This is a genomic window from Klebsiella sp. MS 92-3 (genome assembly GCF_000195655.1).
Lineage (GTDB): Bacteria > Pseudomonadota > Gammaproteobacteria > Enterobacterales > Enterobacteriaceae > Klebsiella > Klebsiella pneumoniae.
The window spans coordinates 64768-71372 of record NZ_GL882834.1 but is presented as its reverse complement, the minus strand read 5'-3'; the positions used below and the strand labels follow the sequence as shown (position 1 = coordinate 71372).

The 6605-nt window shown below is 64.4% G+C and carries 4 protein-coding genes and 1 pseudogene; all 5 read left to right on the top strand.

Features of this window, described 5'->3' with window-relative positions; all coding sequences use genetic code 11:
- Positions 1 to 848 (top strand): nitrate regulatory protein NasR (gene nasR / locus HMPREF9538_RS30300; protein ID WP_009485734.1); only part of this gene is annotated, 848 nt, incomplete at its 5' end.
- Between the two features lie 242 nt (positions 849 to 1090).
- A complete protein-coding gene (locus HMPREF9538_RS08140; RefSeq protein WP_020317195.1) occupies positions 1091 to 2347 on the top strand; it encodes a CmpA/NrtA family ABC transporter substrate-binding protein in 1257 nt (418 codons plus the stop codon).
- Between the two features lies 1 nt (position 2348).
- Entirely contained in the window at positions 2349 to 3233 is an 885-nt protein-coding gene (ntrB, locus tag HMPREF9538_RS08145) for a nitrate ABC transporter permease (RefSeq protein WP_004148772.1), read from the top strand.
- 9 nt (positions 3234 to 3242) lie between these two features.
- Positions 3243 to 4031, top strand: a complete 789-nt coding sequence (locus HMPREF9538_RS08150) for an ABC transporter ATP-binding protein (RefSeq protein WP_004145418.1) — start codon at positions 3243 to 3245, stop codon at positions 4029 to 4031.
- Between the two features lie 10 nt (positions 4032 to 4041).
- Positions 4042 to 6605 (top strand): annotated as a pseudogene (locus tag HMPREF9538_RS31175) (FAD-dependent oxidoreductase); the annotation flags it as partial.

The following is a 6605-nucleotide window of genomic DNA, read 5'->3' as shown; positions in this document are numbered from 1 at the left end:
CGGCGCTACGCGCGCAGATCGGCCGCCGGCAAATTGCCGCTGAAGCCGCGACGGAGCAGTTCAGCCGCGTCATCCGCCATCTGCTGAACATCGCCCCGCAGCTCAATGACAGCATTGACGATCCGCCGGTGGCTGGTCGGATGGTCGCCCTGTACAGCTTTATGCAGGGAAAAGAGCTGGTGGGCCAGGAGCGCGCGCTGGGAGCATTGGGCTTTACCCGCGGCGAGTTCAGCGACAGCCTGCGCCAGCAGCTGGTGGACCGTATTGACGGTCAGCAGCCCTGCTTCGACAGCTTTCAGGCGCTGGGCAGCCCGGCGACCGTCCAGTTGTTCAGAACCCAGTGCCACGCCGGTCTGGATATTGAACAGCTGCGGCGGATCGCCTGTACCCGCCAGCCGGCTGCCGACGGCGGGGAAACGGCGCTGCGCTGGTTTGGCCTGCAAACCCAACGGCTTGAGCAATTGCGCGAAGTGGAAGAGCAACTGATCGACGATCTGCTGGATGCCACCTACGCGCTGTTAGCAGACGACGCGCCTGGCTGGCAGGCCGGAGAGGAAGACGATAGCGTGACGCCACGGCTCGATAAACAGCTACTGCCGCTGGTGCGCCAGCAGGCCTATGAGCTGCAGCAGCTCTCCAGCCAGCTGGCCTCGCTGAAAGACGCGCTCGAAGAGCGCAAGCTGATCGAAAAAGCGAAAAGTCTGCTGATGACGCACCAGGGAATGCAGGAGGAGCAGGCCTGGCAGACGCTGCGCAAGATGGCCATGGACAAAAATCAGCGCATGGTTGAGATAGCCCGCGCGCTGCTGATGGTGAAGGCGATTTGGCCGCTAACACCAAAGGAGTAGATGCACAATCGATGGGCATTCTTTGCCTGCCGGCGGTGCACTTTTAGGTGAAAAACCGGCCAGCGTTGGGAAAAAGCCCGCCAGCGCGCTATTGCCAAAGCTGGCATCCCGTTTGCATTACTTATTAAGTGAATAAAAGTCCGGGCAACGAACCAATGGCGGTTCGGGTGTCCGTGGATAAAGGCGTCCTGCAGTGCGTATGCATTGTCGGGCGCTTTTTTTTTGCGCATGGTGGAGCGGATATGGGCGACAAATTTTCAATTTCCCGGCGGCGCTTGCTGCAGGCAGGGGCCGCGCTGGGCGGCGCGATGCTGCTGCCGGGCGTGATGCAGGCCGCCTGGGCCGGCGGCTCGGACAAACCGGAGCAAACCCGCGTGCGGGTCGGATTTATTCCGCTGACCGATTGCGCGCCGCTGGCCATCGCCGCGGCGAAGGGGTTTGACCAAAAATATGGCATCACCCTGGTGGCGAGTAAGGAAGCCAGCTGGGCGGCGGTGCGCGACAAGCTGGTGGCCGGCGAGCTCGACGCGGCGCATATTCTCTATGGCCTGCTGTACGGCCTCGAACTGGGGATCGCCAGCAAGCCGCAGGCGATGGCCAATTTGATGACCCTCAACCGCAATGGGCAGGCGATTACCCTCTCCAGCGAGCTGCAGGAGAAAGGGGTGACCGACCTCGGCGGGCTGAAGCGGCTGATCGACCGCAGCGCGCCGGGCAGTTACACCTTCGCCCATACCTTTCCTACCGGCACCCATGCCATGTGGCTTTACTACTGGCTGGCGAGCGCCGGCATCGATCCCTTCAACGATGTGCGCACCGTCGTGGTGCCGCCGCCGCAGATGGTGATGAACATGCGCATCGGCAATATGAGCGGCTTTTGTGTCGGCGAGCCGTGGAACGCCCGCGCTATTAACGACCGTATCGGCTTCACCGCGGCCACTTCCCAGGATATCTGGCCCGAGCATCCGGAAAAGGTGCTGGGCACCCGTCGCGACTGGGTGGAACGCAACCCGAACACCGCCCGCGCGCTGGTGGCGGCCCTGATGGAGGCGCAGCGCTGGATCGCCGCCTCGCCGGAGAACACCCGGGAGACGGCCCGCCTGCTCGCCAGACGCGGCTGGCTCAATACCAAGGAGCAATACCTCACCGGCCGGATGCTTGGAGAGTATGACAACGGCCTTGGCCGCCGCTGGCAGGATGCCCATCCGATGCGCTTCTGGGCCGGGGGCGAGGTGAGTTTCCCGTGGCTGTCGGACGGGATGTGGTTCCTCACCCAGTTCCGCCGCTGGGGGTTGCTGAAGCAGGCTCCGGATTACCTCGCGGTGGCGTCGCGCATTAACCGCATCGATGTCTGGCAGGCTGCCGCCCAGGCGGTAGGAGGGATCCGCGCGCCGGCAGCCAGGATGCGCAGCAGCACACTAATGGACGGGACGGTATGGAACGGGTCCGACCCGGAAGGCTACGCCCGCCATTTCTCTATTCAACGTAAGGGGGCATGAGATGAAGCAGGCACAACGTAAGCAACCGGTCGTCAGCGTGGACAACGCGCCTGGCGAAGTGATTATCCTGCCGCCGGTGCAGGTCCGGCGCACCACGCCGGCCGTCACGCGCTGGCTGCGTGAGCTCACCCAGCGCCTGCTGCCCCCGCTGTTGGGGCTGGGAGTGCTGCTGCTGGCCTGGCAGCTGGCGGCGATGCATAGCAAAGGCTTTCCCACGCCGCTGAGCACGCTGGACTCGGCGCTGACCCTGTTTGCCGATCCGTTCTATCAGGACGGGCCCAATGACATGGGCATCGGCTGGAACGTGCTGGCCTCCCTGCAGCGCGTGGCGGTGGGCTTCGGCCTGGCGGCGCTGGCGGGCATTCCGCTGGGGTTTTTGATCGGCCGTTCGCTGTTCTTCGCCCGCATGTTTAATCCGCTAATTGCTCTGCTGCGCCCGGTCAGCCCGCTGGCCTGGCTGCCGATTGGCCTGCTGCTGTTCCAGAAGGCGGAGCCGGCTTCCAGCTGGACCATTTTTATCTGCTCCATCTGGCCGATGGTGATCAACACCGCGGAGGGTGTGCGGCGGATCCCGCAGGACTATCTCAACGTCGCCCGCGTCCTCCAGCTCTCGGAGTGGACGGTGATGCGCAAAATCCTCTTTCCGGCGGTGCTGCCGGCGGTGCTTACCGGCGTGCGCCTCTCCATCGGCATCGCCTGGCTGGTGATCGTGGCGGCGGAAATGCTTACCGGCGGGCTGGGGATCGGCTTCTGGATCTGGAACGAGTGGAACAACCTCAATGTGGAAAACATCATCATCGCCATCGTCATTATCGGCGTCGTCGGCCTGCTGCTGGAGCAGGGCCTGATGCTGCTCGCTCGCCGCTTTAGCTGGCAGGAAAAATAAGGAGCCAACATGAAACCATTAATTCAGGTGCAGGCCGTCAGCCAACGCTTCAACACCGCCAGCGGCGAGTTCCTGGCGCTGCAGAATGTCTCCTTCGATATCGTCGAAGGGGAGACCATTAGCCTGATCGGCCACTCGGGTTGCGGAAAATCGACCCTGCTGAACCTGATCGCCGGGATCACCACCCCTACCGAGGGCGGACTACTGTGTGATAACCGGGAAATCGCCGGTCCCGGGCCGGAGCGGGCGGTGGTTTTCCAGAACCACTCGCTGCTGCCGTGGCTGAGCTGTTTCGACAATGTGGCGCTGGCGGTGGATCAGGTGTTCCGTCGCACCATGAGCAAGAGTGAGCGCCGGGAGTGGATCGAACACAACCTGGCGCGCGTACAGATGGGTCATGCGCTGCACAAACGTCCCGGGGAGATCTCCGGCGGCATGAAGCAGCGGGTGGGTATCGCCCGGGCGCTGGCGATGAAGCCGAAAGTGCTGCTGCTTGATGAGCCCTTCGGCGCCCTGGATGCGCTGACCCGCGCCCACCTCCAGGACACGGTGATGCATATCCAGCAGGAGCTCAATACCACCATCGTCATGATCACCCACGACGTTGATGAAGCGGTGCTGCTCTCGGATCGGGTGCTGATGATGACCAACGGTCCGGCGGCGACGGTCGGCGAGATCCTCGCGGTCGATCTGCCGCGTCCGCGCCACCGCGTTCAGCTGGCGGACGACAGCCGGTATCACCATCTGCGCCAGCAGATCCTCCATTTCCTGTATGAAAAACAGCCGAAAGCGGCGTAAGGAGGCGGTCATGACGCGGCGACTGGTGGTGATCGGTAACGGCATGGCGGCCACCCGGCTGGTGCAGCGGCTGGTTGAGCGCGACCCCGCGCGGTTTGCCATTACCGTCGTCGGCGACGAGCCGCACCCGGCCTATAACCGCATTCAGCTCTCGCCGCTGCTGGCAGGTGAAAAAACGGCGGCGCAGATCCCGTTGCTGCCGGCGGAGTGGTATACCCGGCACGGGGTGTGCCTGCGGTCTGGCGAGGCGGTCGATGAAGTCGATATTCAGCAACGGCGGCTGCGCATCGCGGAAACCTGGCTGCCGTGGGATGAACTGGTGTTCGCCACCGGTTCGCGGCCCTTTATCCCGCCGCTGCCGGGCATTGATCGTCCGCAGGTTATGCCCTTCCGCACCCTGGCGGACGTGGAACGTATTCTGGCGATACCCGGCCCGGCGGTGGTGATTGGCGGCGGGGTGCTGGGGGTGGAAGCGGCGGCGGCGCTGCGTCGTCACGGCGGAGAGGTCACTCTTCTGCATCGCGGCAGCGGATTAATGGCGCCGCTGACCGACGCTTTTGCCGCCGATGAGCTCAGGCAGCAGCTTGAAGCGCGCGGCATTCGCTGCGTGCTGGAGTGCCGCATCGCCGCCATCGACGCCGATGGCGTGCGGCTGGCGGACGGGCGCGTATTCCGCGCCGCCAGAGTGGTGCTGGCTACCGGCGTGCAGCCCGACAGCCGTCTGGCGGCGCAGTCCGGCGTGCTGTGCCAGCGGGGGATCGTGGTCGACCGTCAGATGGCCTCCTCGCTGCCGGGGATCAGCGCCATCGGCGAATGTTGCGAAATTGACGGCAAGACCTGGGGGCTGGTGGCTCCCTGCCTGCGTCAGGCCGAGGTGCTGGCGGATCGCCTGTGCGGCGCCCCCGGCGAGGGCTTTGTCTGGCAGGATGCCGGGACCCGCCTGAAGGTCACCGGCATTGAACTCTTTAGCGCTGGCGAGCAGCAGCCCGGCGAACAGGATGACATTTATACCAGCTGGGACCCCATCGACCGCCACTATCGTCGCCTGCTGCTGCGCGATGGCCGCCTGCGCGGCGTGCTGCTGATGGGCGACTGCACCGCCGCCGCCGCGCTTACCGCGCGCCTGGAAAGCGATGAGCCTGTCACCGTGGACTGGCTTTTTGACCCCTCTTCAACGCAGCCGCAGGCTGCAGGAATAATGACGATGACGAAACCTGTATTAGTGCTGGTGGGACATGGCATGGTCGGCCACCATTTTCTCGAACAATGCGTGAGCCGCAATCTGCATCAGCAATATCGAATCGTGGTGTTTGGCGAAGAGCGTTACCCCGCCTACGACCGGGTACACCTCTCCGAGTATTTTGCCGGACGCAGCGCCGAGTCGCTGTCGCTGGCGGCCGGGGATTTCTTTATTGAACACGGTATTGAACTCCGCCTCGGCGAGGCGGTGGCGACCATCGACCGCGAAGCACGGCTGGTACGGGACGCCGAGGGGCATGAAATCCACTGGGATAAACTGGTGCTGGCGACCGGCTCGTATCCCTTTGTTCCGCCAATCCCCGGTAACGATCTCGCGGGGTGCTTTGTCTACCGCACTCTTGACGATCTCGACCGTATCGCCGCCCATGCCGCCGCGGCGAAGAGCGGGGTGGTTATCGGCGGCGGGCTGCTCGGGCTGGAGGCGGCCAACGCCCTGAAACAGCTGGGGCTGGAGACGCAGGTGGTGGAGTTTGCCCCGAACCTGATGGCCGTCCAGCTGGATAACGGCGGGGCGGCGATGCTCCGGGAGAAGATCGTCGCCCTCGGCGTGGGGGTGCATACCAGCAAAGCGACCACCGCCATCGTGCGCGAGGCCGACGGCCTGCGGCTGAACTTTGCCGACGGCGGCGCGTTGCGGACCGACATGGTGGTCTTCTCGGCGGGGATCCGCCCGCAGGACGCGCTGGCCCGCGGCTGCGCGCTGCAGGTGGGCGAACGCGGGGGAATTCACATCGACGACCAGTGCCGCACCTCTGACCCGAACGTGCTGGCGATAGGCGAATGCGCCCTGTGGGACAATAAAATTTACGGTCTGGTGGCGCCGGGCTATCAGATGGCGCGCATCGCCGCGGCCACTCTCGCAGGAGAGGACGCCTGCTTTAGCGGCGCCGACATGAGCACCAAACTGAAGCTGCTGGGGGTCGACGTGGCCTCGTTTGGCGATGCGCAGGGGCGCACGCCGGGCTGTCAGAGCTATCAATGGACCGACGGTCCGCAGCAGATTTACAAAAAAATCGTCGTCAGTCAGGACGGCAAAGCCCTGCTTGGCGGCGTGCTGGTGGGGGATGCCAGCGACTATGCCACGCTGCTGCAGATGATGCTGAACGGCATGGCGCTGCCGCCGCGTCCGGAGAGTCTGATCCTGCCCGCGCTGGAGGGAGCCGCGCCGAAGGCGCTCGGCGTCGCGGCGCTGCCGGACAGCGCGCCGATCTGCTCCTGCCATAACGTCAGCAAAGGCGATATCTGCCAGGCGGTGAACAATGGGGCGGGGGATATGTCGGCGATAAAAAGCTGCACCAGAGCGGCTACCCGCTG

Excerpts from the sequence above, each read along its gene's own strand:
- HMPREF9538_RS08140 (WP_020317195.1), top strand. The coding sequence starts at position 1,091 with ATGGGCGACAAATTTTCAATTTCCCGGCGGCGCTTGCTGCAGGCAGGG.
- ntrB (WP_004148772.1), top strand. The coding sequence starts at position 2,349 with ATGAAGCAGGCACAACGTAAGCAACCGGTCGTCAGCGTGGACAACGCG.
- HMPREF9538_RS08150 (WP_004145418.1), top strand. The coding sequence starts at position 3,243 with ATGAAACCATTAATTCAGGTGCAGGCCGTCAGCCAACGCTTCAACACC.